The organism is Ruania rhizosphaerae (genome assembly GCF_009805705.1).
Lineage (GTDB): Bacteria > Actinomycetota > Actinomycetes > Actinomycetales > Beutenbergiaceae > Ruania > Ruania rhizosphaerae.
In genome coordinates, this window is the sequence record NZ_VSMB01000001.1 from 97,980 (window position 1) to 123,071 (window position 25,092).

The 25,092-nt window shown below is 67.8% G+C and carries 20 protein-coding genes; 8 read left to right on the top strand and 12 right to left on the bottom strand.

The window, feature by feature from the left end; genetic code table 11:
• Nucleotides 1–158: 158 nt before the first annotated feature.
• Both FV560_RS00430 and FV560_RS00435 read right to left on the bottom strand, forming a co-directional pair.
• Nucleotides 159–1,169, bottom strand: coding sequence for an NADP-dependent oxidoreductase (locus FV560_RS00430; RefSeq protein WP_159618177.1), 1,011 nt, complete (start codon nt 1,167–1,169; stop codon nt 159–161).
• A gap of 36 nt (nt 1,170–1,205) precedes the next feature.
• Nucleotides 1,206–1,592: a DUF1304 domain-containing protein gene (locus FV560_RS00435; protein ID WP_159618179.1), complete on the bottom strand. Its 387-nt coding sequence runs from the start codon at nt 1,590–1,592 to the stop codon at nt 1,206–1,208.
• A 103-nt stretch (nt 1,593–1,695) separates the two neighbouring features.
• Here FV560_RS00435 and FV560_RS00440 point away from each other — a divergent pair, with 103 nt between their 5' ends.
• From FV560_RS00440 to FV560_RS00450, 3 genes are all read left to right on the top strand, one after another.
• On the top strand, nt 1,696–2,286 hold the full coding sequence (locus tag FV560_RS00440; RefSeq protein WP_159618181.1) for a TetR/AcrR family transcriptional regulator: 591 nt from the start codon (nt 1,696–1,698) through the stop codon (nt 2,284–2,286).
• A 68-nt stretch (nt 2,287–2,354) separates the two neighbouring features.
• Entirely contained in the window at nt 2,355–4,427 is a 2,073-nt protein-coding gene (locus FV560_RS00445) for a RecQ family ATP-dependent DNA helicase (protein WP_159618183.1), read from the top strand.
• Between the two features lie 138 nt (nt 4,428–4,565).
• A complete protein-coding gene (locus FV560_RS00450; protein ID WP_159618185.1) occupies nt 4,566–6,971 on the top strand; it encodes a DUF7507 domain-containing protein in 2,406 nt (801 codons plus the stop codon).
• A gap of 184 nt (nt 6,972–7,155) precedes the next feature.
• Here FV560_RS00450 and FV560_RS00455 read toward each other — a convergent pair whose 3' ends face one another.
• Nucleotides 7,156–7,758: a hypothetical protein gene (locus tag FV560_RS00455; protein WP_159618187.1), complete on the bottom strand. Its 603-nt coding sequence runs from the start codon at nt 7,756–7,758 to the stop codon at nt 7,156–7,158.
• A 278-nt stretch (nt 7,759–8,036) separates the two neighbouring features.
• Nucleotides 8,037–9,047, bottom strand: a complete 1,011-nt coding sequence (locus FV560_RS00460) for a small ribosomal subunit Rsm22 family protein (RefSeq protein WP_159618189.1) — start codon at nt 9,045–9,047, stop codon at nt 8,037–8,039.
• A gap of 89 nt (nt 9,048–9,136) precedes the next feature.
• On the opposite strand from FV560_RS00460, the gene FV560_RS00465 reads away from it, so the two are divergent.
• The 4 genes from FV560_RS00465 to FV560_RS00480 all read left to right on the top strand — a co-directional run bounded on the left by FV560_RS00465 (nt 9,137) and on the right by FV560_RS00480 (nt 14,017).
• Entirely contained in the window at nt 9,137–9,799 is a 663-nt protein-coding gene (locus FV560_RS00465; RefSeq protein WP_159618191.1) for an MOSC domain-containing protein, read from the top strand.
• Between the two features lie 119 nt (nt 9,800–9,918).
• Complete coding sequence (locus FV560_RS00470) at nt 9,919–12,501, top strand: circularly permuted type 2 ATP-grasp protein (RefSeq protein WP_159618193.1); 2,583 nt, start codon at nt 9,919–9,921, stop codon at nt 12,499–12,501.
• Nucleotides 12,498–13,556, top strand: coding sequence for a transglutaminase family protein (locus tag FV560_RS00475; RefSeq protein ID WP_159618195.1), 1,059 nt, complete (start codon nt 12,498–12,500; stop codon nt 13,554–13,556). The genes FV560_RS00470 and FV560_RS00475 overlap by 4 nt, the downstream gene beginning before the upstream one ends.
• Nucleotides 13,556–14,017, top strand: a complete 462-nt coding sequence (locus FV560_RS00480; RefSeq protein WP_159618197.1) for a PPOX class F420-dependent oxidoreductase — start codon at nt 13,556–13,558, stop codon at nt 14,015–14,017. Before FV560_RS00475 ends, FV560_RS00480 begins: the two co-directional genes overlap by 1 nt.
• Nucleotides 14,018–14,078: 61 nt before the next feature.
• Here the strand turns inward: FV560_RS00480 and FV560_RS00485 are convergent, their stop codons facing one another.
• From FV560_RS00485 to map, 8 genes are all read right to left on the bottom strand, one after another.
• Complete coding sequence (locus FV560_RS00485; protein WP_159618199.1) at nt 14,079–14,483, bottom strand: VOC family protein; 405 nt, start codon at nt 14,481–14,483, stop codon at nt 14,079–14,081.
• Nucleotides 14,484–14,681: 198 nt separating this feature from the next.
• A complete protein-coding gene (locus FV560_RS00490) occupies nt 14,682–15,842 on the bottom strand; it encodes a LacI family DNA-binding transcriptional regulator (protein WP_159618201.1) in 1,161 nt (386 codons plus the stop codon).
• A 49-nt stretch (nt 15,843–15,891) separates the two neighbouring features.
• Nucleotides 15,892–17,910 (bottom strand): GMC family oxidoreductase N-terminal domain-containing protein, encoded by a 2,019-nt coding sequence (locus tag FV560_RS00495; RefSeq protein WP_159618203.1) that lies wholly within the window; start codon nt 17,908–17,910, stop codon nt 15,892–15,894.
• Entirely contained in the window at nt 17,897–18,748 is an 852-nt protein-coding gene (locus tag FV560_RS00500; RefSeq protein WP_159618205.1) for a carbohydrate ABC transporter permease, read from the bottom strand. Before FV560_RS00500 ends, FV560_RS00495 begins: the two co-directional genes overlap by 14 nt.
• Before the next feature lie 2 nt (nt 18,749–18,750).
• The gene (locus FV560_RS00505) at nt 18,751–19,635 is read right to left on the bottom strand and encodes a carbohydrate ABC transporter permease (RefSeq protein WP_159618207.1); all 885 of its coding nucleotides are present in this window, start codon (nt 19,633–19,635) and stop codon (nt 18,751–18,753) included.
• A gap of 26 nt (nt 19,636–19,661) precedes the next feature.
• Nucleotides 19,662–20,966 carry an ABC transporter substrate-binding protein gene (locus FV560_RS00510; RefSeq protein WP_159619295.1) on the bottom strand — a complete coding sequence of 435 codons (1,305 nt, stop codon included), beginning with the start codon at nt 20,964–20,966 and terminating at the stop codon, nt 19,662–19,664.
• 211 nt (nt 20,967–21,177) lie between these two features.
• A complete protein-coding gene (locus FV560_RS00515; RefSeq protein ID WP_159618209.1) occupies nt 21,178–22,482 on the bottom strand; it encodes an FAD-binding oxidoreductase in 1,305 nt (434 codons plus the stop codon).
• Nucleotides 22,483–22,595: 113 nt separating this feature from the next.
• Complete coding sequence (gene map, locus FV560_RS00520) at nt 22,596–23,363, bottom strand: type I methionyl aminopeptidase (protein ID WP_159618211.1); 768 nt, start codon at nt 23,361–23,363, stop codon at nt 22,596–22,598.
• A 1,266-nt stretch (nt 23,364–24,629) separates the two neighbouring features.
• On the opposite strand from map, the gene FV560_RS00525 reads away from it, so the two are divergent.
• Nucleotides 24,630–25,073 carry a (deoxy)nucleoside triphosphate pyrophosphohydrolase gene (locus FV560_RS00525; protein ID WP_235019839.1) on the top strand — a complete coding sequence of 148 codons (444 nt, stop codon included), beginning with the start codon at nt 24,630–24,632 and terminating at the stop codon, nt 25,071–25,073.
• Nucleotides 25,074–25,092 lie beyond the last annotated feature (19 nt).

The window sequence follows — 25,092 nt, forward strand, 5'->3', positions numbered from 1 at the left end:
CGTGCATCGGGTGCGGCCCTTCGTGCATTCGCGGCCAACGCCCCCAGAGCGAGCTTCACGGCTGAAGGCACCATGCGCGACGCCGCCTTGCACGCGGACGGATGGCATGACGTGCACCTGCACGCCCGGATCGCCGCGGTGAGGGTCATCTGACGTCGTCAGACGCGCACGAGCATCTTGCCGGTGTTCGCTCCGCGCATCATGTCGAGGAAGGCGTCAATTGTGTTCTCGAATCCGTCGACGATGGTCTCGTCGTAGGCGATTCGTCCCGCGGCGAACCAGGCTGTCATCTTCTCCGAGAACTCGGGCGCCAGGTGCAGGTAGCTCGCGAGGGTGAATCCCTGCAGGGTGAGCGCGCGAGTGATGATGTTGGCCATATTGTCGGGTCCGGGGCTGGGCTCGGTGGTGTTGTAACTGGAGATCGCACCGCACAACGCGGCCCGGCCGCCGTCGTTGAACACGGCGAGCGCAGCCTCGAGGTGGTCACCGCCGACGTTGTCGAAGTACACGTCGATGCCCTCAGGGGCGGCCTGCGCGAGTTGCCCGCGGATGTCGCCATCCTTGTAGTTGAAGGCGGCGTCGTATCCGTACTTCTGAGTCAGGAGCGCGACCTTCTCCTCCGATCCGGCCGAGCCGATCACACGCTTGGCCCCGAGCAGTTTCGCGATCTGTCCGACCGCGGTGCCGACAGCACCAGCCGCTCCGGAGACGAACACCGTGTCTCCCTCGCGCAGACCCGCGATGGTCGTCAAACCCACATACGCGGTCAGGCCGGTCATCCCCAAGATGTGCAGCCGCAGCGAGAGCGGCAGGCCCGGCACCTCGGGCACCACGGTGAAGGTTCCCGCATCCGCCTGTACTGCGTCGGCCCAGCCGTGCTGGTGCAGCACGACCGCTCCGACCGGAACATCATGGGCAGCCGATTCGATCACCCTGCCGATGGCTCCGCCAGTGATCGTCTCACCGAGTGCGTAGGGAGCGACGTAGCTGCGGACGTCGTCCATCCGGCCCCGCATGTAGGGATCGACCGAGATGAACTCGTTGCGCACCCGCACCTGCCCTTCCGGCAGGTCGCCGCGGGTGGCCTGCACGGTCTGGAAGTTCTCGTGCGTCGGCCAGCCTTCCGGGCGGGACGCGAGCTGGATCTGCGTGGAGGTGAACTGTGACATGGACGTGGTATCACTTTCTCTTTGAATGGGGGGTGGTCACGCGGTCAGTGCGATGGCGAGAACGATCACGCCGAGCGCGGGAAGGATGCCCTGCTTCATCGCGGCCGCGAGTTTGTCGGGGCTGGAGAGTGCCAGCACCAGGCTTGCTGCCGCCATCGATCCGGCACCGGCGAACAGGAGCGCCGCCCCTGCCGCACCCTGGCCGGCGGCGAACAGGATGATCCCCGTGAGAACCACGATGGCGAGGAACAGGTTGTAGAAGCCCTGGTTGAAGGCGAGCGCCTTGGTGGCCCGCGCCTCCTCCTCAGTGGTGCCGAAGACGGCACGAGCGCGCGCCCCGGTCCACGCGATCGACTCCAGGTAGAAGATGACGATGTGGACCAGCGCCGCGACGCCGGTGAGCACGAGTCCCGCGATGATCATGTGGATTCCCTTTCGGTGGCCCAGACCGCGCTGGACCGATTCTGAAACGTTCGGTTCAGTATATACTGGATCGAACAGTCTAGAAAGTGGAGTGGGGAAGATCATGGCCAGAACACAGAGCTTCGATCGCGACACCGTGGTGCGAGCAGCACGTGCGACGTTCTGGCACTCCGGCTACTCAGGCACCTCCGTCCCCGATCTGGAGGCGGCCACAGGTCTGAGCCGTTCCAGCATCTACAACGCCTTCGGCTCCAAACGGGGACTGTTCGACGCAGCCGTGCAGAGCTATCTGGATGAGGTGATCCGCCCGCGGCTGCGGCCGATGCAGAGCGAGCCCGTCGAACCTGACGCCGTGATCACCTACCTCACCGGACTAGGCGAAGCGTTCTCACGTGCGGACTCCATGCCCGCGACCAACGGGTGCCTCCTCGTCAATACGGCCGGGGCTCCTATCGCCCAGGACGCGCACGTCGCAGCAGTCATCGCCGAGTATCGCCGAGAGCTACACGAGGCACTCACCCGCGGAATCGAAGCACATCGCCCCACTGCCGAACCGGCAGAGGTGACCCAGCTGGCCGACACTACGACCGGCCTCATCGTCGCAGCCTTCGCGCTCGCGCGTATCGACCCGATAGCGGCATCGCGGAGCATCGCGACCGCACGCGAGCTCATCGAGCAGACGCAACACCGCTAGCCGCCCACCAGAGCAGTGCTGTGGACAGACGCTGACGGGTGTCACCGGCAGCAGGCAGGATGGAGGTGATGACTTCCACCGCTGAGTTCCTCGCCGCCACCATCCGATCCGTGGCCGGGCCCGACGCTGCCCCGCGCCCGGATCAAGAGCGGGCCGTGACGGAGCTGGTGGACCACGGCCGGCGGGTGCTGGTGGTGCAGGCCACGGGGTGGGGCAAGTCCGCGGTCTACTGGGGGGCGACGGCGGCACTGCGCTCCCGGGGGTCCGGTCCCACGTTGGTGGTCTCACCACTGCTGGCGCTCATGCGGGACCAGATCGCCGCGGCCGAGCGGGCCGGGCTGCGTGCCGCCACGATCAACTCCACGAACATCGAGGAGTGGGACGAGGTCCTGGCCTCCCTCGCCGCTGGGAACATCGACGTCCTGCTCATCTCCCCCGAACGACTCGCCAATCCACGGTTCGCCGAGCGCCTCCCGCAGCTGCTGGCGAGCACTGGGATGCTCGTGATCGACGAGGCACACTGCGTCTCGGACTGGGGGTTCGACTTCCGGCCCGACTACCAGCGGCTCACGCGGACGTTGCTCCAGCTCGCGCCCGGCACACCGGTCCTGGCCACCACGGCGACGGCGAACGCACGAGTCACCGAGGACGTCGCCTCCCAGCTGGGGGAGGCGACCGTCACCCTGCGGGGCTCGCTGGCCCGCGCTTCCCTCCGTCTGGCCGTCGTCCCGGGGCTGAGTCCCCTGGAACGCTACGCCTGGGTGGCCGAGGCGATCGGGCAGCTACCCGGCTCCGGGATCGTCTACGCCCTGACGGTCGCCGAGGCCGAGCGCGTGACCGGGTTCCTGCAGGCCCAGGGGCTGGACGTGGCCGCCTATACCGGCAAGACGGAGAACCGGACCGAGCTTGAGGACCGGTTGCGGGACAACCAGGTGAAGGCGCTGGTGGCGACGTCGGCGCTCGGGATGGGCTACGACAAGCCCGACCTCGCATTCTGCGTGCATCTCGGCTCGCCCGCCTCACCCGTGGCGTACTACCAGCAGGTCGGACGCGCCGGCCGTGCGCTCGACAACGCCATTGCGGTGCTGGTGCCCTCAGATGCCGATGAACGCATCTGGGAGTACTTCGCCACGGCCGGGATCCCCGACCCGGAGCAGGTCGACCGGGTGCTGGAGGTACTCGCCCGCGAGGGAGGCGTGGACGAGTCCGGCAGTCAGCTGGCGGTGTCGGAGTCGGCGATCTCGACCGCCACGGGCATCCGGCCCGGACGCCTGGCCACCCAGCTGAAGATCCTCGCCGTCGATGGCGCCGTCGAGCGAGTGCGCGGCGGCTGGGCTGCCAGCGGCCGACCCTGGCACTTCGATGAGCAGAAGTGGTCGTCGCTGCGGCAGGTCCGGGCGAACGAAGCGGATCTGATGCGCCGGTACGCCCACGGCGAGGGCTGCCTGATGCAGTTCCTGCAGCAGGCGCTCGACGATCCCGATCCGCGCCCGTGCGGTCGCTGCTCGGTCTGCGACGGGCACCTGCCTCCTCCTGGCGCCCGCCCGAGCGAGGACCTGGTCGCCACCGCCCGCCAGCACTTCCGCGGCCTGGACAGCAGGGTCGAGCCCCGCAAGCTATGGCCGTCTCGCCTCGAGGGCGTACGCGGGAAGATCGGCCCGATCATCGCCGAAGGGCGAGCCATCGCCTTCGCTGACGACCCCGCCTGGTCAGATGTGCTGGCGCGACTGTGGGCTGAGGACCAGCAGGCGCCGCCGGAGATCCTGCAGGCCGCGGTCGCCACGCTGCGCCGGTGGGCACCTCATTGGCAACGCCCGACGGCGGTCGTCCCCATGCCGTCGAGGCGGCACCCCCGGCTCGTGAGTTCCGTTGCCGAGCACCTCGCCCAGGTGGGCCGCCTGCCTGTGGTGGAGGCACTGCAGGTCAGCGGGCCGCCGCCGTCGGACGAGGCAGCCTCGGGCGTACGGGTCTCACAACTGCTCGAGCGAACGAGCGTGGTCGACGGTGTGGAGCTGCACGGGCCGGTCCTGCTCGTGGACGACACGATCCGCACCCGATGGACCGTCACCGTCGCTGCACACCTGCTGAAGGCGACCGGCGCCGGCCCCGTTCTGCCGTTCGCGATCCACCAGCTTCCCTGACACATCGTCCACCAGCTGAACATTCGTAGAGTTGCGAAGTTGAACGCCTGGACAGGATGGGGGCGGATGCGGTTGGGTAGCACTCGGTACTAGACCATCAGCGGCCGAACAGCCGCACGAGCCTCGGGGGAGGATGCGATGCCGCGCGCACCGCATGCAGTCAGAGACAACCGGACAGACCGGCGGTGGCCCGCCCGCGGTGGAGCGCTTCTCGCATTCGTCGCCCTCGTGGCGGCCGCGCTGGGAACGACGGCGCCGTGGGCGGCCACGCCCGCGAGCGCTGCTCCGGGCGATCCGTTCGACGCAGCCGATCCGTTGGTCTTCGTGGGCCAGGGACAGCCGACGGGGCTCTACCAGGCGATCACCAATGCCGACGGCGAGGTGGAGTTCCAGACCGAGGGCCCCACGTCGCCGGTGACCTACAACGCGCTGGCGTACAACACCGGCGACAACTACCTGTACGCCATGGTCAACAGTGACGACAGCCAGGAGTTCCCCGAGGGGTCCTTGATCCGTATCGGGCAGGAAGGTGCCCTGACCCGCGTGGGGACGGAGACCTACAGCACGTCGATCATCGGCGCCTTCGGCGACGACGGCTTGTACTACAGCGCAGTGTCTGGCAACGAGGAGTTGCAGGTGATCGATGTCTCGACCGGCAACCTGGTCGACACCATCGAGCTGGACCAGCCGATGTACGGCGATCTCGGCGGACCCGACTTCGCGCTGCTCGATGGCTACTTCTGGGGAGCGGGCAGCGGTGCGATCACGAGGACCGATCCTGCGACCGGCGAGGTGACCTACTTCCCTGACGTGTTCTCGGCAGACCTCGCGATCGCCGGTGCCGCCTGGACCTTCGGCAACGGCAACCTCGGCTTCTCGTTCAACGCCACCGGGACCGTGATGCAGCTCGAGGTCGAGAACCCGGACGCCGACGCCCCGACCTTCACAGTGGTCAGCACCGGGCCCGGCCCCTCGAGCACCAACAACGACGGCGCCGCCTCACCCGGACAGCCCACCGACCTCAGTGTGGACAAGACCGGCCCGGCAGCGCTGGTGCCTGGTGGGACGATCGAGTACACCATCACCGTGACAAACCACGGCCCCGGCAACTCCTCCGGGTTCACCGTCAGCGACACGATCCCGGACATGCTGCTCAACCCCGACACGGACGAGCCGAACTGCACCGTGGCCGAGGGGACCTTCACCTGCATCGGCGGACGGACCGAGGCCGACACGTCGGTGGACTTCACCATCAGCGCTGAGGTTCCGGACGACCTCGACCCGCAGACGCTGGTCGAGAACACCGCGACCGTCTCCGCGAACGAGGAGGACCCGGACGAGGAGAACAACACCAGCACCTCCGGTGGCGCCGTCCCCGAGGTGCAGCTCGAGAAGGAGGTCGCCTCGATCGAGGACGCCAACGGCAACGGCCTCACCGACGCCGGTGACCTCGTCCACTACAACTTCACTGTCACCAACACCGGCCTGGTGGATCTGAGCGACATCGCGATCGAGGACCCGTTGCTCTCCGAGCCCGCCACCTGCCCGGTCACCGAGCTCACGGCCGGGGACGAGACGGTGTGCACCGCCACCTACACCCTGACCCAGGACGACGTCGATGCGAGCTGGGTGGCGAACACAGCCACGGCAAGCGGTGTACCCACCGGGGCGGAGGAGCCGATCACCTCGGAGCCCTCGACCACCGGCGTGGAGATCCCGGCGGTTCCGGCACTGACGATCACCAAGACGGCCGACCCGGCGACGGTCGACTCCTACGTGGTCGACCAGGAGATCACCTACACGTTCCTGGTGACCAACACCGGCAACGTCACCCAGACGTGGGTGGAGGTCGTCGAGGGTGAGTTCACCGGCAGCGGTGAACTCGGCCCGCTCACCTGTCCCGACGGCGCCGGCGAGAGCCTGGCTCCGGGTGACAGTTTCGAGTGCACCGCCTTGTACACCCTCACGCAGGAGGACATCGAGGCAGGATCGGTGGAGAACAGCGCGACAGCCACCGGCTTCCCACCGGGCGGGGAGATCCCGATCGAGTCGCCGCCGTCGACTGTGACGATCCCGCCGCCGGCCGAGCCGGCGCTGAGTGTGGTGAAGACCTCCGACACGGCCAGCGTCCAAGAAGCCGGTCACGTGATCACCTACGAGTTCCTGGTGACCAACACCGGCAACGTCACGATCGAGGACGTCACGATCGATGAGGGCGAGTTCACCGGTGCCGGCGAGCTGGAGCCGGTCACCTGCCCGGCAGCGGCTGCTGCCCTCGCTCCGGACGAGGAGGTCGTGTGCACCACCACCTACGAGGTGGTCGAGGCCGACCTCACTGGTGGTGAGCTCAGCAACACTGCCACCGCGATCGGTTCCACACCTGGCGGCGACCCGGTCACCTCGCCGGAGTCGACAACGACGACGGACACGGTGGCACCGCTGCCCACGACCGGTTCCTCGGTGCTGCCGATCGCCGCTCTCGCGCTGCTCCTGGTGGGGGCCGGTACCGCATTCGCGGTCATCCGCCGCCGTAGCGCGAACTGAGATGGTCCCGGTCCGCGTCGCTGACGCGGACCGGGACAGTCCGCAGACTCACCTCCGCCCGCGCATCCGCTGAGGGTGTGCGGGCGAACCTATGCCTGGCCGACGCGATCGGCGTCAGCGACCTGGGACCGGCTCACGCCGAGGGCCGATCCTCCTCTCGCGCAGGCAACACGCTCGAGGTCAGTCAGGAAGTCCGCACCAGTGGTCGCCACTGGTGCGGCTCGAGCGTGGGAACTTCGTGGTCGGCGAGCCCAGCCCGGGCACGACTGTGTGCGATGACCTCTTCGAGCAGCCGGTGCAGCCGCTCGTCCGGATCGGGCACACAGGCCTCCGCGATTCCCCGGACGGCGATCTCCGTGATCGCGATCGCGGAGGAGTCCCGCACATCCGGGCGCGCCATTCGTCGAGCGAAGGTCGTCGCCCAGTGGCGCAAGGCTGCGTACTCCGCCAGCTTCGCGCGCGCCCACCCCACCACTGCTGGCTGCGCCGAAGTGGTGTAGCGACCGAAGTCTCCCACCGTGCGGCCGATGCCGACGGCCAGGGCACGCTGTCGGGACTCCGACGCCACGGGCAGGGCGTGGATCGCCGCGATCAACGCGATCTCGTCCTCGAGCCCGCGCCCGAGATCACGCAGCCCGATCACCCCGGGGATGAGCGCCGCCAAGCGCGGGCGACCTGCATCGCTGGTGAGGTCGTTCACCAGTCGGGCCAGGTGGGCGAGGGATTCATCGGTACAGGCGGGCGCATCGCTCCAGGCTTCACCCGCTAGGAACGAGGCGAGTTCCATAAAGCACGCGCCTCGGCGAGGGTTGCGGTGGCGGCCTCTCGCGAGCATCGGCATCGACGCAGACATCGACCCTGTGGCGGACATTCTCGACACCTCCAGCAGACGGCTGACCACCAGTGTCCAACTGATCGGGCACTCCCGCCACAGGAGGGCGGCCGGTCGGGCGGGGAAGCGAGCGGGCAGCGGGCGACCGGCACTCGAGTCTGAGAGATCGCACGGATAAGCGGAGCCTGCTACACGCCGCCCCAGCACGTACCTCTCAGTGCGGCGAACGCTTCCTACCCCTGGTCGGCGTCCTCGCCTGAAAGATCCCATGCCTGCCCCCACGCCACCTTCCGCGCAGCCCGGAACGCCGTCTTGTCGCGCTTGGATACGGTCACCTCACGCGCCCGACCGTCGGACTCGCACAGCTGCAGCCGCACATGACCAGGTCGCACCTGCGGATGGCGCAGCACCCGGGCCGTGGCCGGCTGCACCGGGAGCCGGGTGGCTGCGACGTAGGAGAACTTCTCATCCTCGAACCCGCGCGAACCACCCTTGGCCTGCCGGTGGGCGGCCGTACGTTCGAGCCGGGTCGCGGCGTGACACCAATCTCCCGGTCCGAGTGGGCAGTCCAGCTCATGCGGGCAGGGCGCGGCGATCCTCATCCCGGCAGCGATCAGGCGTTCGCGCGCACGGAGCACGCGGGCGTAGCCGGCCGGGGTACCCGGCTCCACCACCAGCACCGTGCCGGCACTGCGCGCCAGCCGATCCACGACGGCGTCCCTGGCCTGCTCGTCCAGCTCACCCAGGACGTAGCCCGCCAGGGCCAGATCCGCCTGGTGACGGCATGGCGGCCCTTCATCCTCGACATGATCGCTGCGGCCCAGCCGCGCCACCTCGTGCTCGACCGCGGCACCGGAGTCGGCCAGCAGCCGCCCCGCCAGCGCGAGCGCCGCAACCGAGTAGTCCACCACCCGCACCCGTTCCACACTGTCGAACGCATCGAGTGCTGCCCAGCTCATCGCCCCAGTCCCGGCGCCCAGGTCCACGACCGCCCGCGGCTGCAGATCCGGAACAGCGTCGACGACCTGGTCGAGCGCGAGCCGGGCCGCAGCAAACGTCGCCGGCATCCGGGTCAGCACATACGCGGCGGCACGCAGGTCGGAATCCATGATCGGCTCGCGCGCCGGGCGGTCCGCCAGGTACCGATCGCTGAGGGCGCGGGCCGCGCGGACCACCTCGGCGGGGCGGTGCGGGGCCATCACGGCCTCGGCGGCAGCGACCATCGGCCCGGGGAGCGGGTGCACCCGGCCAGTATGGCGCCCCGCACAGGTCTCGGTGTCCGATGGCCAGGAGCGCGGAGGTCGCCGTCCACATCTCGCACAGCATCGCCACCATGGCACTCGTGCATTCGGTGATCGTCGGCGTCTCCCGCGCCAACCCCTGGAAGGGCACCGGAACCACGGGGATCGACAAACGCCCGGTGAGCGGCCCCGTCGCAGTCCGCGCCCCCGGACCGAAGGGCACCGGCGCCGTCGGGCTGCAGGGGGATCGCGCCCATGATGTGGAGCACCACGGTGGCGACTATCAGGCCGTGTACGCCTATCCGCGCGAATCGCTGGACGCATGGGCCGAGCGGCTCGGTCGGCCACTCACCGATGGCGTGTTCGGCGAGAATCTCACCACCTCGAGCCTGGACGTGCACGGCGCGCTGATCGGCGAGCAGTGGCGGATCGGCCCTGATGTGCTCCTGGAGGTCTCCTGCCCGCGGATCCCCTGTGGCACGTTCCAAGGGTGGATGAGTGAGCAGGGCTGGATCCGCACATTCACCCAGGCCGCCGAACCGGGCGCCTACCTGCGCGTGATCGAGCCCGGTGCCATCACGGCCGGCGACGAGATCACCGTCACTCACCACCCCGAGCACGACGTGAGTGTGGCCACCTGCTTTCGGGCCCTGACCACCCACTCCGAGCTACTGCCCCACCTGTTGCACCCTGGCGTCGCCGAGGCCATGCCACCCGCGGACCTGGCGCAGATCCGCCGCCGTCTGGCGCGCTGAGGTGCGCGCCGAGCACCACCATCCTCCGAGTCAATTCTCTGCCAACTCTCCTCATCGACGCTCCACAGCCTTTACCATTGACATACACTCGGGTCATCCGACGGGAGAGAGTGAGCACGGTGGCCGACCTCCTCGCCTCCTACCGTGCCGCGGGCCCGGGGCACGACGAGATGCTGCAGTCCACCGGTGCAGCGCGCGCCGCTTGGGACCAGATGGCCGACCTCGCCCAGGTGCAGTCCTGGGAGCAGTTGGCCGAACGCCGTCAGGAAGTGGCCCTCCTCCTGGAGGACCACGGTGTCCGGTTCGGCACCGGCGGCGATGTCGGCACTCAGACGCCAGGTGCTGCCGGACCGGGTGGGACGGCCGCGAGCTCGACCGGCCAGGCCGCTGCCGCCATCGACTCACCCTGGCTGCTCGACCCCCTGCCGGTGATCCTGGACGAGCTGGAGTGGGCGCAGGTGGAGACCGCTCTGCGCCAGCGCGCGATGCTGCTGGATGCGATCCTCACCGACCTCTACGGTCAACGGCGCCTCATCGGTGACGCGGCGCTTCCGCCGGAACTGGTACTCGCCCACCCGGGGTTCCTGCGGGCTGCGGAGGGGATCACCATCCCCGGTCCCCATCAGCTGTTCCTCTATGCGGCTGACCTCGCGCGTAACGCCGATGGCTCCTGGGTTGCCCTCTCCGACCGCACCCAGGCACCGTCGGGCCTCGGCTTCGCGATGGAGGACCGGCGCGTGGTCTCGCAGGTGCTCGCCGGCTCCTACCGCCAGGCCCGGATCCGGCGCATGGGGCCGTTCTACCACGCGATGCGGACCGCGCTGCAGGAGGTCGCGCCGGCCGAGGGTGATGCTCCGCGCATCGCACTGCTCACCCCGGGACCGTATTCGGAGACGGCGTTCGACCAGGGCTACCTCGCCACCATGCTCGGCCTGCCCCTGGTCGAGGGTGAGGACCTCGTCGTCTCCGGTGGCCGGCTGTGGATGCGCTCGCTGGGTGGCCTCGAACCGGTGGACGTGCTGATCCGGCGGGTCGACGCCGAGTTCTGCGACCCCTTGGACCTGCGGGGCGACTCGGTGCTCGGCGTCCCGGGCCTGGTGCAGGCCGCCCGCAGTGGCGCCGTGACCGTGGTGAACCCGTTCGGTGCCGGTGTGCTGGAGAATCCCGCCCTGATGACGTTCCTGCCGCGCCTGTGCCGGCAGGTCCTCGGTGAAGAGCTGCTGCTCGGCTCCGCCGCGACGTACTGGTGCGGTGAGCGCAGCATGTGCTCGCACGTGATCGCCAACCTGGAACGCCTGGTCATCCGGCAGACCGTCCCGGGTGGGTACCGGCGCAACGGCTGGGAACTGACGGTGGCCCAGCGGGCCGACCTGGCGACCATGATCGCGGCGGATCCGCACCGGTGGGTGGGGCAGGAGCCGGTGGACGCCTCCACCACCCCGACCATCGGGTCGAAAAGCCTGCAGGCCCGTCCGACGACGTTGCGCACCTTCGCGCTAGCCCGGCCCTCGGGCTATCAGGTGCTCTCCGGCGGGCTCGCCCGGGTCGAGCTCGACGAACAGCACGAGGACCGTGTGCCACATTCGCCCATGGCGGGTGCAGCCGCGAAGGACGTGTGGATCCTCTCCGCCGAACCCCAGCCGGTGCAGGACCCGTGGCTCACCGATGACGGCGCCCCCTACCACCCGAGCGTGCCGGCGATCTCCCCCGGCGCTGCGGAGGATCTGTTCTGGTTCGGTCGCTACAGCGAGCGTGCCGAGGCCACCGTCCGGCTCGTGCGCGCAGTGGCCGACCGGTGGGAGGACTACCACCTGACCCCGCACAGTGCGGGCGGCCGGTCGTTGGAGATCCTGATGACGGCGCTGGCTGGCGTGACCACTGACGCCGGCTTGGATGACGTGGTGCTGGACGAACGGCAACCGGGCTCGATCGCCTTCGCCGTCACCCACGCGGTACGCGCGGCGACCGGGGTGCGCGACCAACTCTCCGCAGACACCTGGATCGCGCTGTCGGCGGCCGAGCGAGCCCTCGCTCGGGGCCGGTCGCGGCGCGCCCGCACCGTCGGACCGGAGCTGGATCTGGACGGGGTGCTCACCCGGACGCTGGAGGCACTGCTCGCCCTCGCCGGCATCGGCGGCGAGGCGATGATGCGCGATGTCGGCTGGGCCCTGATGGACGTGGGCCGGCGGCTCGAACGCGCCCAGCACCTGGTGCAGGTGCTGGCAGCCACGGTGACGGTGCGGCGCGATCGTACGGTGGACTCGATGGTGCTGGAGTCGGTGCTGATCGCACACGAGTCGGTGATCAGTTACCGGCGGCGTTCCCAGACGACGGCGCGGCTGGAGGCATTCCTCGAGCTGCTGCTGATGGACACCCGCAACCCCCGTTCGCTCGCCCACCAGCTCACCACGCTGCGCACAGACCTGGACTCGTTGCCGACGGCCGCGCACAACGCCCAGGTGCGCGACCAGTTGCTGGCGGACCTGGGCGATCTGCTGGCGGAGCAGGATACGGCCGCTCTGGCCGCCACGGACCCCGCAGGTGACCGCCGCAGGCTGGCGGAGCTGCTGGAATCGCTGGACTGGCGACTGCGTGATCTGGGTGAGGAGATCGCCCGGGTGCACTTCGCCCACCCGGTGCCGATCCAGTGGGCCGACGCCGCCGGCACCTGGGTTCCCCGCCGTGAGGAAGTGACCTCATGAGCACCCGCGAGGCAAGCGCACCCCAGCCGCGCGCGGCAGAGACGTCCCGGCACTATCGCCTGACGCACACCACGACCTACCGGTATCCAGCGGCCGTGACATCCTCCTACGGCCGGGCCACGCTGCTGCCACGCCCCGGTGGGGGTCAGCAGGTGCACAGCAGCGGGCTGGTGATCGACCCAGTCCCGGACGTGGTCGCCGAGCACCGGGACTTCGCCGGCAACCGGTCGGGGTTCTTCCATGTCACCACCGAGCACGAGGTCCTACGGGTGGTCAGCCACGCGGTGATCACCACGGGTCGGCGCCGCAGCGACATCGCACGCCTGCCCACCACCGGCTGGGAGGAGGTCGCCCAGCTGGTGCGTACGATCCGGATGGGTGCACCCGGTACGAGCCGGGACAACCCGAACACCGTGGTGGCGATCGCCGATGCGCGGTTACCTTCTGCGATGGTCGACACCGACGAGAGTGTGCGCGAGTACGCCCAGGAGTCCTTCACTCCCGGGCGCCCGCTGGTCGAGGTCATCATGGAGCTGACGCACCGCATCAACACCGATTTCACCTACGCCCCCGGCTCCACCTCGGTCAGTTCGCGACTGCCGGAGGTGCTCGCCGGGCGCAAGGGGGTCTGCCAGGACTTCGCCCACCTACTCATCGGGTGCATGCGGTCGATGGGCCTGGCGGCACGGTACGTCTCCGGCTACATCGAGACCCGTCCACCACCGGGGAAGCCGAAGCTGCGCGGGGTGGACGCCTCGCACGCATGGGCGGCGGTCTGGCTGCCTGATGGCGGATGGGTGCAGGTGGACCCGACAAATGACCAGGTGGTCGACAGCCGGTACGTGACGATCGGCTGGGGCCGGGACTATCGCGATGTCGCCCCATTGCGTGGCATCGTGTTCACCGACGGCTCCGGTTCGCAGCTCGACGTGGGCGTGGACCTGTGGCCTCTCGACGGCGGCGAGGTGGCCGGTGCGGTGGCTGAGGTGGACGATCTCACCGCGCCGTGGCGAGACCGCTGCGGCACCACGACAGGACGAGGGAGTGCAGACTGATGGCGATCGCGACGAACACCCGAGTGGGGCGAGCCGAGCTGGAGGAGTTCCTGCGGCCCCGGCATCGCGGGATCGTGATGACTCTCCGTACCGACGGCGGACCGCAGCTCTCCCCCGTGGCCTGCGGCCTGGACAGCGAGGGCCGCCTGGTGGTCTCGACCTATCCGGACCGGGCGAAGGCCAACAACGTGCGCGCCCGCGAGCAGGTGGCCGTGTGCGTGCTCTCCGACGAGTGGAACGGCCCTTGGGTGCAGGTGGAGGGTGTCGGTGAGATCATCGACCCACCGGATTCGGTGGAGCCACTGGTGGAGTACTACCGGGCCGTGGCCGGGGAACACCCGGACTGGGACGAGTACCGCGAGGCGATGGTGCGTCAGGGCAAATCGCTGTTGCGGCTCACCATCACGCGCTGGGGCCCGATCGCGACGGGTGGGTTCCCGGCACACCTGGCACCCTCCTGACAACCCGGAACCTCACGCCCGGATAGACCGGCGCAGGGCCGGCCGACTGCGGACAGATCGCTCACCCTTTCTCGGTGACGGCGAGTTGCCAGTTGACGCCGAACCGATCCTCGACCCAGCCGAAAGGCCCGAACCCGTAGTCGTCGAGCGGCATGTGTTGCTTCCCCTCTCGTGCCAAGGTGGTGAAGACGTGTTGCTGCTCCTCGCGCGATGCACAGTCCACCCAGACGGACACCGCGGGCGTGAACGTCCACTCATGTGCTACTGCACTGTCGCTGCAGCGAAATCGTTGCCCCGCAACCACGAACTCGGCCATCAGCACGCTCCCCTCCTCACCCGGCTCATCGGCACCGCGACGGCGGTCGGTCACGATGTGACCCCCGAAGAGGTCGACGTAGGCGTTCATCGCGTCGGCAGCCCCCCAGCTGCCGCCAGGCGGGAACGTGAGGAACGGCGTTGCGTGCATGACAGGGCTCCGATCGATGGACGGGTCACGGTGAGGTCTGTGCGCTGTGTGGCGCCACCACGACAATAGGCAAGCATCGACTTGCATGTCAATCAGTTGGGCCGCGGTCGAGAGTGACGCTGCCGTCGATTCCGGTGCCGTGGCGGAACACGCCTGCCAGATGGTTCGCGCGAAACCAGGACCCCACCCTCGAGCGCTTCACTCGGCGCGATGCACGTCGCTGGACCAGCCCACTGTCAGGGCCGGGGGCTCGACGCGCGGCTCGGTGACAGCGCCGAGCGAGTCGAAGGTCGGATACGCAGTTCGCATCATCACCGCGGCCCAGCGGGCGCCGACGTCCGTCACCCGATACTCCAGCGCCGTGATGGGCGATTCGCTCGTTTGCGACTCCCGGGAGCCGAGCCAGGACACCACCGCGACATCCTGCGGTACGCGGAGGCCGGAGGCCCTCAGGGTGGTGATCGTGTCGCTGGCGATCGCGTCGTTGTCGACGACGACAGCGGTGGCGTCGTGGCCCAGGACCTCCCGCACGGCCCGGTGGACACCCTCGGTCCGGTCCAGCGATGCGTTCGCGATCACGAGCGTGTGCTCTGGAGACCGGTGCGACCACTCCGTCAGTGCGCGACGGCGTTCGACGTTGGCCACCAGTTCCGCCGGCCCGAGAACCCAGACAATCGTGCGGTGTCCGTGGCGGACCAAGTGGTCTACCACGAGCGCCACCCCTTCGGCATTGCGCGGATCGACCCGTGCCACACGGTCGTCCGGCAGAGTGACGCGCTGATCGGCCGTCAGATCGTCGACGATGCAGCCGACCGCGATCCCGCTATCGGCCAGGTTCCCGAGGCGGGGATCATCGCGTTCGACATCGGAAAGAAAGATGCCATCCACCCGTCGCTCCGTGACCCACTCGGTATGCTGCCGGATCTCGTCCGAGGCGCTACCGACGAGCTTGACGAGAACGTCGAAGGGTGTTCCTTTGAGCGCGAGCTGGACTCCCACGAAAAGATCGAGGAAGTACGGATCGACTGTCGCCGTCTTCGGCGTCTGGCGCACCGTCCAGCCGAGGGTTCCTGTCTGCCCACGGGAGAGCGCTTGCGCTGCGGAATTAGGTCGCCAGCCGCGTGCCCGAGCCAGCGCCACGATCGCCTTGCGCCGCTCGGTGGACACGCCGGGCTCGCCCGACAAGGAACGCGAGACAGTGGCCTTGCTGACGCCGGCTTCACGAGCGATGTCCTCGATGGTCGGACGGCGGCCGCGAGGTCGCCCCTCGCCCGCTCTCGTACTCGAGCTGTTCCTACTCATAGCCGCCCGCGCTTGCGCCGGGTCAGACTTGCGCTCCGACCGGTTCGTGAACGCCATCGCATGTGCCGATGGTAGGCGCAACGCTCACCACGCGCGGTGCGTGCGTTCAGGTTGACGCTCGGGCGAACGTTCGCGAGATGCGCAGACTGTTCGCCAGAATCGTCAGCACCGGATTCACACCACCGTTGGTGACGTGCGTCGATCCGTCCACGATGAGCACGTTCTCGCAGTCCCACAGCCGCCCCATCGGATCGGTGACCGAATGCCGCGGATCATCTCCCATCCGGCAGGTACCGGCCTGATGTTGGCCGACACTGGGTGACGGTGCTCTCACCGAGGTGGCACGCATCGGAAGCACCCGCATCGCGCCGGCGGCCGTCAGCCACTCGACCGCGGTGTCGGCCAGCCGTTCCTGCACTCGGTAGTCCTCGGTGTGCAGCGAACCACTCAGCTCCACGAGGGACCGACCGTGTACGTCGACGCGTGACCGATCGATACGCACCCGTGCCGAGGCGGTGGTGACCTCCTGGACGGGACCCATCACGCGGGCCATGCGAACCATCGCCGACTCCATCTCGCGCGAGGCGATCCTGGAACCTGGTTCAGCCAGTCCGGTGTCCAGGAGGTACCTGACGGTGTTCGCGGGCGTCGGTACGAACTCGTTGGCCAGCATGCCGCCGCCAACGATGCCTGGGTTGTGATGGCGCGTATGCGTGAGAGCAACATCGGGGCCCGGCCCGACCAGATCCACCACTGGATCCTCGAACAGCGCAGTTGCTCCGCCGTAGAGGTGGCCCTGCAGGTGCCGTCCGACATTGTCGCTATCGTTTCCCAACCCTCGAGGTGCCCCCTCCTGTGCCGAGTCGAGCAACAGCCGCGCGGTCTCGATCGCCCCGGCACCCAGCACGATGGCGTCTGCGCCGATAGTGCGCGTGCTAGGGCCACCCGGACCACTCGCACTCACGCGAACTCCGGATGCCCGCTTGCCTGTCCTGTCCAGCAGTACGCGCGTGACTTGCGCGTGGAGCGCAATGGTCAGGTTTCCTGTTCCAGCAGCCTCAGGAATCATCGTGTTGTGCGTGCCTGCTCGTGCGTTCACAGGGCACTCGAACCCCACGCACTGCGAACATCGGATGCATGCGGGTCGACCGGCGTGAGGACGAGAGTTGATCAGCAGAGGAACCGGCGTCGTCGGCCACCGCAGTCGGGCGGCTCCCTTCTGCAGTAGCCGCCCGATGTGAGACTCCGACAGCGCCGGCAGCCGCCACTCGGCCCTGGAACCGCTGGGCACCGCACCCGCTCCGGCTAGGCCGAGCGTCGCCTCGATCTCGTCGTAGTACGGGTCGAGCTCCTCCGTGCCGATGGGCCAATCACGCAGCGCACTGCCGTCGGGAACGCCATAGGTGCTCGCCATCGCGAAGTCCTCCGCGGTGAAACGCCATGCTTGTGCACCATAGAGGCGAGTTCCGCCACCCAGCGTCATGGCATTGTTCCCCCATCGGGGATCGTTCGCGCGCACCTGCTCCGTACCGTCCCGCGCCGGGACCATGCGCTGCTCTGAGGTCGTCGAACTTGGCCCTGCGAAGCTATATAAGCCCGCCGAGGCACGGGGCGAACGCGCATGATCGCCCATCAACTCAGCACTCCCAGGAAGGCCCCCACGTTCCACCAGGAGCACCCGCCATCCAGCCGTGGCGAACTCACGCGCTGCGGTTCCACCGCCAGCTCCCGACCCCACGATCACCACGTCGTAGAAGGAGTCGAGCGCCGGCACCGCGCGACACGCGGCACGCACACGCTCGATCTCTTCGAACGGGTCGGACGCGAGAGGCGCGGGACGCCAACGATCAGCCAGAGGCCTCAGCTCAGGGCCGACGACTGGCGCGCTCAACCCTCGCCGATACACGGCGTCGGCCGCCAGCGCGACCAGCGCCATGCGGCTGCCCTCGTCGTGCAGAGTACTCAGGTCAGGAAGTGCGCTCGATCCACGCTCGGCGGCCACATCGCTCAGATACGACAAGATCAGGCTGCGGATGGTCGCGCGCCCCTCCGGGTCCAGCCGGTCCGCAGCGATCACAGTCTGCAGCATGTGCTCGGTGAGCAGCTCGACGTCACTGGCCGGCAAGCGATCCTCCGATCCCGCCCAGGCTGAAGTAGCGGTTCAAAAGCGCGAAAACGACTATCGGCGGAAGCATCATCAACACGGCGGCCGCCATGACCGGACCCCAATCCGTGGCGTTCTGCTGAAAGAAGGTCTGCAATCCGATCGGCAGCGTGAAGTTCGACGATGATCGCAGGAACACCAATGCGATCAGATAGTCATTCCAGGCGAGCAAAAATGCGTAGATAGCCGTTGACAGAATACCGGGCAACGAATTGCGGAGAACGACTCGGAAGAAGCTTCCAAATATCGAGCAGCCGTCCATCCATGCGGCCTCTTCGAGCGAGACAGGGATACTGTCGAAGTACGCCGCCATCATCCACGTCGCCACGGTGACGGACATCGATACGTAGATGAATGTGATCCCCACCAACGAATCAACCATCCGGAACTGCGTGAAGACGATGAAGAGCGGAATCACGAAGATGATCACCGGCAAGGACTGCACAACGAAGATTCCCAAGGAGAATGCCGAGACGGCGCGTGAGCGGCCACGAGATATGACGTAGCCGGCCGGCGCAGCAACGAGAACCGAGATCGCAGTGGCGGTGAGGGTTGCCAGCAAACTGTTCTGCAACCAGGTAAGGACACCAGTATCACCCAGCACAAAGGCATACGACTCCAACGTCAGCCCCGTCGTGGACGACGAGACGAGCGGTCGCAGGCTGAGGTAGAACACCACACCGATCGGGAACAGGCACAAGGCAGCGAAGACGCTCACCAGAACGGTCACATGCAGTCGCGGTGCGGGACGTTCATCGGGCACTAGGCGCTCGGGGGTGACGGACTTCTGTGCGGTCATGGTCAGTGCACCCTCCGGATGCTGCGGAAGAGAGCCAGCGAGATGGCAATGAGGGCCGCCGTCATCACGAACGCGATGGCGACCCCGGTACCCGGCTGGAACGCCTGGAACACACGGTCATAGGCCAGCACCACCAGAGTGGTCGTGGCGTCAACCGGACCACCGCCGGTGAGCAGGAAGATCGTCGGAAAGTCGTTGATGGTGAACATGGACATCAGAACCCAGCTGATGTAGACCGATCGTGCGGTGAGTGGCAGCGTGATGGCAGTCAAGACTGTCCACCTGCCCGCACCGTCCAACGTTGCCGCCTCGTACACCGTGGGATCGATTCCTTCGAGCGCGGCTGACATCATCACGAACATGAATGGGAAGCTGATCCAGATCTTGAACAGGCACACGATCACCGCCGCAAGAGTGGGGTCCGCCAGGAAGAGCACATCCTCGAGCCCCACGGCCTCGAACAGCACAGGCAACGGGCTGCTGGAGGTGGCAACCAACCAGTTCCAGCTCATCGTCGTCACAACCACGGGCACGATCCATGGCAAAAGCAGCAGAACCTTAAGAGCCGCTCGACCAACGAAGTAGCGCCGGAAGACCAGCCCCAGTGCATACCCGACGACCCAGCTTCCCAATACTCCTGCGACAGTGAAGATGGCGGTGAATCGCGCGGCGTTCCAGAAGTCGGGGTCGGTTAGGACGGTTCCATAGTTCTCCAGACCGACGAATGGCCCTTGCTGGATCAGATTGCCTTGGTGTACGGACTGCACCGCGGCATAGAAGACGGGATACGCGTTCACCACCGCCATCAGCACCAATGCCGGTGCAGCCAGGGCTGTGAATGTCAGGGCACGGCGCGTGGCGTTCGTAGTGCGGACTGTCATCGTCATGCTTGCTTCCCAGCGACCAGAGCCTGTCAGCCCATCAACTCTTCGATATCCGCCTGAAGAGTCTCCAACAGCGGAAGCGCCTCACTCTCACCCTGTACGACCCGCTGGACGAAGGAGGCCATCGCACGCCCCCCATCCACCGAGTTCAGAGCACCGAAGGCCTGGGGTGACTGCGCCGCAATCGTCTTCCCAACCGGCTGCCACTCCTCGATCGACTTGACCACGTTGGGGTTCTCGGTGATCTCAGGCAGCGCGGCCACCCGCTCAGTCACCGGCAGGTCGATCATGACGCCATCGGTCCAGAACTTGTCCGTCTGGGCCGCATACCAAGCCGCGAACTGCTCACCTGAAGCCGTGTCCGGTGTATCCGTGTAGAGCATGATCGCGTTGATGTAGTACAGGGACCCGGTCAGCCCGTTCGGACTCACGAGCGGACTCGCGACCCGCACGTCTTCGGCGGCCTCGCCGCTCAGTACGCGATCGAGGCCCGTCTGATGGAAACCCATCCCCACTCGCCCACTCCCCCAGTCCGAGTCGAGATTGTCCGAGTTGTAGCTGACACTGCGCGGGTCGATGATTCCCTCGCGCACGAGTTCGAGCACGAACTCCAGCGTCTCGATGTTGGCTTCGCTGGTCACGTCTGGCTCAGCGTTCTCGTTGAACAGTCCGCCACCATTGCTGATCATCAGTGACACGATCGTCTTCTGTGCATCCGTGGTGTCACTGCCGGCGGCGAGCCCAAGGCCGACGACGTCGATCTCGCGGAGTTGCTTGCCCACTTCCAAGAGTTCCGGCCAGGTCGTGGGTGGTTCCAGACCTGCATCCTGCAGAATCGACTCGCGGTACCAGAAGACGCGCAGGTCCAGGCCCCACGGGATTCCCGCGTAGCCCTGATCGGTGTTCATCGCGTCGAGGATTCCCGGTAGGAAGTCGGCCTTCCCATCCGCCTCAAGGAGGTCGATAGCTCCGTCCGCCGGCGCGACCGTGCCCTGCTCCAGGAAGAAGAACGGCTGGAATGACGCGCCCGTGCTGACCGCCGGGCCGGTGCCCGAGGCCACCGCTGAGGTGAAGGTCTGGTACCAGTTTGCCCACGGGATGGATTGATATTGGACCGGATGGAGATCCCCCGGGTCGTACTCGGCTGCGATGGTCTCCGCCACCTCGGTGTACGGCGCCCCTGTTCCCCACACCATGTCCCAGAAAGTGAGCGATTCCAGCGAGGGCGATCCCCCGCCGTCGCAGGCCCCAAGCATCGGCGCCGCGGCAGTCGCCGCACCCAGCGCCAGGAAGTTTCGACGATTTGGACGGAAGTGTTTCGCGTCTGCGCGCATGTGAGCCCGTGTCTCCTTTGATCGGTGCTGAGTGTGAACGTCGCTCCGCCTGAACGTAACCGCTTACGTTGGATGCGCGACGAGAAGTACCCACAAGTTAGCCATCAAAACTCAGTTCGTCAATACATCGCCGTTAGGCCTCGATCTCCCTAAGTCGTGAGTCTTCACAGGACGGGCGTGGAAGCGTGGCAGCCCCACGCCCGACAACCGCTCAGTACAGCGCGTGCGCCGCCGCGAAGATCCCGTCCGGATCCACCCGCGCCTTCACCGTCCGCAGCCGCTCGAGGGTGGCCGGCGGATACATCGCCGCGGTAACCTCCGGGCCCCGGTCGAGAGAGAAGTTGCCGTAGATCCCGGTGCCGTGACCGAACACGCCTGCCTGTGCCTCGCGCGCAGCAGCGATCACCTCCTCCGGCGCGTCCGCCGGCAGCAGCGCGTTCGCGACCGCGAGCACCCGCGCGTCCCGGTGTGCGAAGGCAGTCTCCTCGCCGCCGACCCGGCCGAAGGCGCCACCGAGCCCGCGCAGCATGAGCATCGTCGGCGCATCGCCCGCGGCCAGGGCGGCCAGGCGATCGAGTGCCTCGCTCGTCAGCTCCGGCAGCAGGCGATTGCCCCCCACGAAGGTGACGGGAATGTCCTCGGGTGGCGTCGGGCCGAGTAGGTCGGCGTAGCGGCAGGGTTCGATGCGCTCCGAGCGCAGACCGTCGACGGCGAGCAGCGGCGCGACGACCTCCCTCGCCTCACCCACGGTGCCCTCGAGCACCAGGTCGACCAGCCCGCCGGCCGGGAACTGGGGGCTGATATCCGGCATGACGGCGAGGGTCGAGTTGACGGTGTCAGGCGCCTGGGCCATCACCTGCCACCACGCCTCCATCAGCGAGCGAGTGGCGGACGGCTCATATCCGAGCTCGACCCGCACGAGGTCCGGAGCGGGCGCTGCCTCGATCCAGAGCCGGGTGACGACGCCGAAGTTGCCACCCCCGCCGCGCAGCGCCCAGAACAGCTCGGGATCTTCCTGGGCGTCGACCATGCGGATCTGACCGGCGGCCGTGACCAGCTCGATCCCACGGAGGGAGTCGATCGTCAGGCCGTGAGTGCGCACCAGCCACCCGATGCCGCCACCGAGGACGAGTCCACCCACACCCACCGAGCCGGTGTCCCCGGAGGTGACCACCAACCCGTGCGGGGCAAGCGCCGCAGCCACATCCGCCCACACAGCACCGACACCGATCTCCGCCGTTGAACCGGTCACGGTGACGCCGTCCAGCCCGCTCAGGTCGATCAGGGCACCGTCAGGGCAGGGCGCGCTCCCGTGCCCACCCGAGCGAACCTGGATCCGCAGCCCTGCCGAGACGCACACACGCACGGCGGCGGCCACCTCCTCGGTGGTGCGGGGCCGGAGGACCACCTCAGGTGTGGCGGGCGCACGGAAGAGGTGAGCTCCGCCGTCGTACTCGGGCGTTCCGGGAACGAAAGCGAAAGGTGAGACATGGTCGGGCAGGTCGGTGAGTGGCATGCGCCCTACGCTTGCACCGCCCACTGACACTGACAAGGGAGATTCGCCGCTGACGACACGCCGGACAGTCAGGTCAGCCTGGGCAAGTCAGCGACAGTCAGCTTCAGCCGGGCTCAGTCGCGGGCGGTGAGCACCAGCGGCCCGTCCGGGGTGATCGCCACGGTGTGCTCGGAGTGCGCGCCACGGGAACCATCCTTCGAACGAAGGGTCCAGCCGTCCGGATCCGTGTAGATCTCGTCGGTACCGAGCATGAACCATGGCTCGATCGCGATCACCAGACCGGGCCGCAGCGCAAGCCCGCGCCCGGGGCGGCCGGTGTTGGGGACGTGCGGGGCACCGTGCATCTCCCGGCCCACACCGTGGCCACCGAAGTCGGTGTTCACCGGGTAGCCGTAGGAGGCGGCAACCTCACCGATCGCAGCAGAGATGTCGCCGATCTTGTTCCCCACGGTCGCCACGTCGATGGCGGCTGCGAGCGCCTCCTCGGTGGCCCGGATGATCCGCTGGTCCTCCTCGCGCGGAGTTCCGACGATCAGGCTCCGCGCGGAATCCCCCACCCATCCGTTGACGCTGACCGCGAAGTCGACCGAGAGCAGGTCGCCGTCCTTGAGCCGGTAGTCGTTGGGCAGCCCGTGCAGCACGGCGTCGTTGACTGAGGTGCACAGCACCTTCCCGAACGGGCTCGCCCCGAACGACGGGTGGTAGTCGATGTAACAGGACGTCGCACCCTCCTCCCGGATCATCCGGTGGGCGAGGGCGTCCAGCTCGTTCAGGGACACGCCGACATCGGCCGCGTCTGCGAGCGCATTCAGCACCCGGCCCACGAACGCACCGGCGGGACGCATCGCCTCGATCTCGGCGGGAGTCTTCAACTCGATCACCGCTCCAGCGTAACCGTCCGCCGGACGAACCGGACAGGGTGGCAGGCTCGCGGTCCGCTGGCTCGCCGGCTCGCCGACCGGGTGGGGTGAACATCACACGAACGATCACCGACAAGCGGTGTGTCTGGTCCGATCCTGTCCGGACGTGCCGCCATGATGGGAGTAGGCAGAGCGAAGGCCCCTCGGAATAGGCGTCCGAGGGGCCTTGCTCATCCCCTGAGGTTCTCGACGGTTCAGTCGACCGCCTGCGCCACCGGAGGGGTGGCGGCACGATCCAGGAGAGGATCCGTCCAGGGCCATCCGATCGGCGTCTGCACGCCTCGCCGCAACCTGAAGCCGCAGCGATCATCGGTGGGATCCCGGGTGGACTCGAGTCCGTCGGCCGGGTGTGCCGTCCTGCAGCGTCCCGTAGGTGGCACGACGCGGAGCGTGTGGAGCGAACTCCTCACATCCCTGCGCTTGCACGTCCCAAGCGTCCCTGGTTCGCGCTCCGCGCGATTCCAAGTCCGTCCGGGGAACTCCTGCGCCGGCCGGTCTCCCGGTCCGCCGCTCTCACACTCCCCGGGATCACTCCCTGGAACCTCGCGGTTGTGATCTCGGCTCGCCCCTCCCGGAATCCGTTCGGTGCGGTCCGATTTCACGCCGCCCGCCCCGCAGTCGCCTGCCGAGCGGTCCGGTCGCGTCCAGCGGATCGTGACCCTCAGGCTGCCGGTCCGTCTTCCCCGGTCGACCGCCCAGGTTTCCCCCGCGGCGCACGTGGATATCGGACCCGCATCCGTCAGGACGTCCGTCCCACCTTCTGCGACCGAGTCGGTGAACTCGATGAGTCATGTGTAGTCCGCGTCACATCTCAGCGCAAGGGGCTGGGAGGACGAGTTTTGGCCCCGCTCGCGGTACACAGCGATGTCCACAGCGTGACCTGCAAGGACGCGATCTGTGCACAGACCTGTGGAGGAAATCTGTGGACAACCGCCCGCGTCCACATCGGCAACCGACCCACTCAGCCCCATGCGCCGACCCCCTTCCTCTCCAGCCAGGCGTGTGCGAAACACTCGGTGAACAGTTCGACCGCGAACTCCGGCCACAATCGGCGCGATCACATGCGCTCCCGTCACCCGTTCGCACGTCGTTCACCTCGTTGGCCACCTCCCTGCCCGCGGTCCACAGCCGTGACCTGCACGGATGCCCGGCGTACACACACCTGTGGACAAGCGCTGTGGACAACCAGGGACCGCGAGCATGCAGGTGCGCCGATACGATCGCGGTGTGACTGCCGCCGCCCACTCCCGACTCGTCGTCGCCGCGGCGATCGTGGACGACCTCGATCGCCCTGCCCAGTTGCTTGCCGCGCGCCGCAGCGCACCGAAGTCGCTGGCGGGTCAGTGGGAGTTCGCCGGGGGCAAGGTCGAGGAGGGCGAGGATGACATCGCCGCCCTGCGTCGCGAGCTGGACGAAGAGCTCGGCATCTCGGTCGAGCTCGGCGATCGGATCCCTGGCCCGTCCGGCGGCGACTGGCCCATCCTGCATGGCCATTCCATGCGGATCTGGTTCGCCCGGATCACCGACGGCACGCCGGAACCGCTCGCCGACCATGACGTGCTGCGGTGGCTGCCGCTCGAGGATCCGTTCGACGTGCCATGGCTCGAACCGGACCTCCCGGTGGTCCACGCCGTGCGCACTATCGGTCGAGGGAACAAATTTTCCGACTGATTCGCGGCATCTGTCACGA